Source organism: Symbioplanes lichenis, assembly GCF_030709675.1.
GTDB lineage: Bacteria > Actinomycetota > Actinomycetes > Mycobacteriales > Micromonosporaceae > Actinoplanes > Actinoplanes lichenis.
Genome location: NZ_JAUZQD010000038.1, coordinates 1 through 5,573, shown reverse-complemented (window position 1 = coordinate 5,573; position 5,573 = coordinate 1). Strand labels below are relative to the sequence as shown.

1 protein-coding gene is annotated in these 5,573 nt (G+C 70.5%); it reads left to right on the top strand.

The window, feature by feature from the left end:
* Window positions 1-5,573: LamG-like jellyroll fold domain-containing protein (locus RAN62_RS40870; RefSeq protein WP_305790284.1), on the top strand; the 5,573-nt coding region annotated here is incomplete at both ends.

Sequence of the window (5,573 nt, the reverse complement as noted above, 5' to 3'; positions counted from 1 at the left end):
CGGTCGCGCGGACCTACAACAGCCTCGACACCCGCCGGGACCTGGCCTTCGGCGAGGGCTGGATGACCCAGGCCGACATGCGCGTGGCGGTCGACGGCGACGGCTCGGGCAACGTGCTGGTGACCTATCCCGACGGTCAGCAGGTGCGCTTCGGGAAGAACAGCGACGGGACCTTCGCCGCCCCGGCCGGGCGTACGGCGCAGCTCACCGTGGCCAACGGGCTCTACAGCCTGCGCGACGCCAAGAACACGGTCTACACGTTCCGCGGCGGCGACGGCCGGATCAACACGATCACCGACAAGTACAGCCGGGTGCTCGCGTTCACCTACACCGACACCGGCCGGCTCGCGAAGATGCAGGCGAAGGCCAACCCGAACGCCACCACGGGCCGGGCGCTGACCTTCGGCTGGAACAGCACCAACACCCACATCACGAGCGTCTCCACCGAGGCCGTCGCCGGGCGCGTGCTCACCTGGACGTACGAGTACACCGGCGACAGCCTGACGAAGGTCTGCGGTCCCGGGGCGGAGGCGTGCACCACGTACGCGTACACCCCGGGGTCGCAGTATCGCGGCAGCGTGCTGGACAGCGACCCGGACTCGTACTGGCGCCTGGGGGAGAAGAACGGGGCCACCGCCGCCGGCAGCGAGGTCATCGCCAACCTGGGCAAGGACGCCGCGACCCTGCGCAACGTCACGCTCGAGCAGCCCGGAGCCGTGGCCGGCAGCGCCGCGACCGGCGCCGGGTTCAACGGCAGCAGCGCCGTCGCCGAGCTGCCCAAGGGCATCGTCAAGCGTGGCCGCGACACCGCCGTGGAGCTGTGGTTCAAGGTCAGCAAGGTGCAGACCGGCGGCCCGCTGATCGGCTACCAGGACACCGCCATCGACGGCACTCCCGCCACCGGTGTGCCGCTGCTCTACGTCGGCACCGACGGTCACGTCTACGGCCAGTTCAAGACGGCGGCCACCGCGCCGAAGCCGCTGGACGGCGGCGTCGACGTACGCGACGACAAGTGGCACTACGTCGCGCTGTCGGTCACCGGCGACGTCCAGACGCTCTACGTCGACGGCGTCAAGAAGACCAAGCCCGCCTCCGAGGGCGTGCTCGACCACAGCCTGCTCACGTTCAACCAGGCGGGCGCCGCGTACGCGACCTCGCCGGCGACCTGGCCCGCCTGGGGGAGCACCGCCAAGCGGTACTTCCACGGCAGCCTCGACGAGATCGCCGTCTACGGCCACGCCCTGAGCGACCAGACCGTGGCCGCCCACCGCGGCGCCGGCGGGACCGCGGCGAACCAGCTGGCGGCGGTCACCCTGCCCAGCGGCAAGACCGCGTCGGAGACGACGTACGACACGTCGACCGGCCGGGTCGAGCAGTACACCGACGGCAACGGCGGCACCTGGAAGATCGGCAACCCGACCGTCTACGGCGGCGACACCGACCTGCGCCGCTCGGTGCAGGTGCTCGACCCCGCCGACCGCGGCTACCTGTACGAGTACGACGCCCTCGCCGGCCGCCTCCTGCGCTCGGGCTCGCCGATGGGCGTCGCCACCCGTCCCGAGGACAAGCCGCTGCCCAGCGCGGAGCCGTCCCCGTCGCCCACCGAGATCTGCAGCAGCCCGGACCCCGGCGAGCCGCAGTTCTGCACCACCATCCCGGGCGACGCGACCGGGCCGATCTTCACCGAGCACGAGCTGACCGGCATGGTGGTCCGCTCCTTCGGCTACGACGCGCAGGGCCGCCAGAACAAGATCGTCAGCGAGACCGGCGACCAGGTCACGATGACCTTCGACGCCCGGGGCAACGTCGCCTCCCGGACGTCCTGCCGGGCCGCGGGCAGCTGCCAGACGACGTACACCGCCTACACCACGCCCGACTCCGCCAACCCGTTCCATCCGCTCAACGACCTGCCGGTCGAGGTCCGTGACCCGCGGTCCGCGAGCGCGACCGACGCCAAGTACAAGTCGGCGACCTCGTACAACTCCGTCGGCGACATCGCGCTCGAGACGACGCCGCTGGGTGCCACCACGAAGACCGAGTACACGACCGGCAGCGAGCTCGGCTACGGCTCGTCGACGGCCTCCGTGCCGGCCGGCCTGGTCGCGGCCGTGACCGACGCCGCCGGCAAGGTCACCCGGTTCAAGTACACGGCGGCCGGCGACCTGGCCCTCACGACCACGCCGAGCGGGCTGGTCACCGAGTCCACGTACGACGCGATCGGGCGCAAGATCCAGGACAAGGAGACCTCCGACTCCTTCCCGGCCGGTGTCGTGACGACGTACGCGTACGACGATTTCGGCCGCCCCATCACGACCACCGGCCCGGTCACCACGAACGCGGTCGACCAGACGAAGCACCAGGCGGTCACCACCCGCACGTACGACCTGGACGGCAACATCGTCCGGACGGTGGTCAAGGACGCGCAGCAGGCGAGCGAGCCGGAACGCGTCACCACCATCGAGTACGACGAGTTCAACCACCAGACGCGCACGGTCAGCCCCGAGGGCGACGAGCAGACCGAGGGCTGGGACCGGTTCGGCAACCGCGTGTCGGTCGTCGACGGCAACGGCAACCGCTACGGGTACGCGTACACCGCGCGCAACGCCCTGGCCGAGGTGCGCCTCTACGACTGGCGGGACGGTGGCGGCGGCGCCGGCCAGGACTACGTCGTGCTCAACTCCTATGCGTACGACTGGGCCGGCCGCATGGCGGTGCAGATCGACTCCATGGGCCGCCGCATCGAGTTCACCTACTTCGGCGACGACATGATCGCCAAGAAGGTGCTGAAGAACTTCCACGACCCGGACGGCACGACGCGTGACCTGGTCATGGAGGACAACACCTACGACGCCGCGGGCAACCTGACCCGGCAGGTGCTGGCCAACGGCACCGACGTCAGCACCAACACCTTCGACGAGCTGGGCCGCCCGCTGACGACGACGCAGGACCCCGGCGGGGTCAACCGGTCGAGCACGCAGGCCTACGACCCGCTCGGCAACGTCGTCAAGACCACGGTCACCGGCACGCCGAGCAACGTGCCCTGGCTGACGTCGTCGGCGTCGCGCGTGCTGACCACGGTCTACAACGCCAAGGGGCAGATCTTCCAGGAGAAGGTGTCCGACGGCACCCGGACCCAGACCACTTCCTACACGTACGACCAGCGCGGTCTCGTCCTGACGACGACTGACCCGAACACCAATGTCACCACGTTCCGCTACGACGAGAACGGCGACCGCACCGCCACGGTGGCGCCCGCGGTCAGCACCGAGACCGGCGGCGGGCCCGCCCAGGTCACCAGCCCGGCCGTCACCACCGGCTACAACGCGTTCGGCGAGGTCGTCGCCACCCGCGACGCTCTGGGCACGGTGTCGCGCACGAAGTACGACCGGATGGGCCGTGCCGTCGAGTCGACCGGCCCGCTCTACACCCCGGCCGGCAGCGCCGACACCGCCGCGTCCCCGGTCACGAAGGTCGAGTACGACGCGCTGAACAACGTCGTCGCCAGCACCGACGCGCGGGGCCACGTCAGCCGGTTCACCTACGACCGGCTCAACCGGCTGACGGAGAAGGACCTGCCGGGCAGCTCCGACGCGCAGCGGCTGGTCTGGAAGTACACGTACACCCGGACCGGCAAACTGCTGTCGAGCACCAGCCCGACCGGCATCCGCACCGAGAGCACGTACGACGACCTCGACCGGCAGATCACCACGACCCGGTTCGAGCGCAAGCCGGTCGCCCGGACCCTGGTCTCGGCGATGACCTACGACGACGCCGGCAACGTCGTGTCCGTGCGCTCGCCCGGCGGCCTGGTCACCTCGATGACGTACAACAAGGTCGGCGAGGTCCTGACCACGACCGACCCGGCGACGAACGTGGCCCGGCTGGGTTACGACGCCTTCGGCAACACCGTGCGCCAGAGCGACGGCGCGGGCCGCACGACCCGCCGCGACTACGACGTCTTCGGTCAGGTGACCGCCGAGGCCGACCTGGCCCCGGACGGCACCGAGGTGCGCCGGTCGACCTACGGCTACGACCTCAACGGCAACGTGACGTCCCGGACCAGCGCGCTCAAGAAGACCGTCACCTTCGAGTACGACGCCCACGACCGGATGGTCAAGCAGGTCGAGCCCAAGGGCAGCGGGGCGACGATCACCACGTCGTTCGGCTACGACGCGGCCGGCAACCGCACGCGGTATACCGACGGGCGCGGGCTGTCCACCTTCTACACGGTCAACGCGCTCGGTCTGCCGGAGACGGTGGTCGAGCCGTCGACGGCGGCGCATCCGGCCCTCGCCGACCGCACCTGGACCGTCGGGTACGACCTCGGCGGCAACCCGACCCGGCTCACCGCACCGGGCGGAGTGGTGCGCACCCGCACGTACGACGCCGCCGGCCGGATCACCACCGAGACCGGCTCCGGCGCGGGCACCGCCGCCCGCGGACTCACGTACGACCTGGAGAGCCGCACCACTGTCGTCACCTCGGGCGGCGCGAACGCGAACACCTTCTCCTACGACGACCGGGGCAACCTGCTCGCGGCGACCGGGGTGTCCGGCGACTCGTCGTTCGGCTACGACGACGACGGCAACCTGGTCAGCCGCACCGACGTCACCGGCACCGCGACATTCGGCTACAAGGCCGGGCGCATGGACACCATTAAGGACAGCGCCTCCGGCATCACGCAGACGATGCGTTACAACAGCGCGGGCCTGGTCGACCGGATCGACTACGGCGCCGGGCGGCTGCGGGAGTACGGCTACGACACGCTGGGCCGGCTGGCCACCGACGCGCTCAAGAACGCCTCGGGCGGCGTGGCCTCGTCCATCACGTACAAGTACGACCTCGACGACCACCTGACCGGCAAGGACACGACCGGGACGGCGGGCGCCGGCAGCAACACCTACGGGTACGACGACGCGGGCCGGCTCACGTCGTGGACGAGCGGTGCGGGGAAGGTCGAGTACGGCTGGGACGACTCGGGCAACCGGATCCGGGCCGGGGCCAAGACGGCTGAGTACGACGAGCGCAACCGGCTGATCAGGGACAGCGACTACACGTACGCGTACACGCCGCGGGGGACACTCGCCGGGCGGACGAGCTCGGGGCTGACCGAGACGTACTCGTTCGACGCCTTCGACCGGCTCGTGTCGGCGGAGGGGGCAACGTACGTCTACGACGGCCTGGACCGGGTCCTCAACCGCAACGGGCAGCTCCTGACGTACGCCGGTACCGAGCAGGACACCGTGTCGGACGGCAAGGAGCAGTTCGCCCGTGGGCCCGACGGCTCGTTGCTGGCGGTCTCCACCGAGACCGACGGCGCGAAGATGGTCATCTCCGACCAGCATGACGACGTGGTCGGCGGGTTCGCGGCCGGGTCGGCGCTGACGTCGCTGGACTCGTCGACGGCCTATGACCCGTACGGGCAGAAGGTCGCGTCCTCCGGCACTCAGTCGGCGGCGGGTTTCCAGGGGGACTGGACCGATCCGGACACCGGTCAGGTCGACATGGGGGCGCGGTTCTACGATCCCGGCACCGGGACGTTCACCAGCCGTGACACGGTCGCCTACACGTCG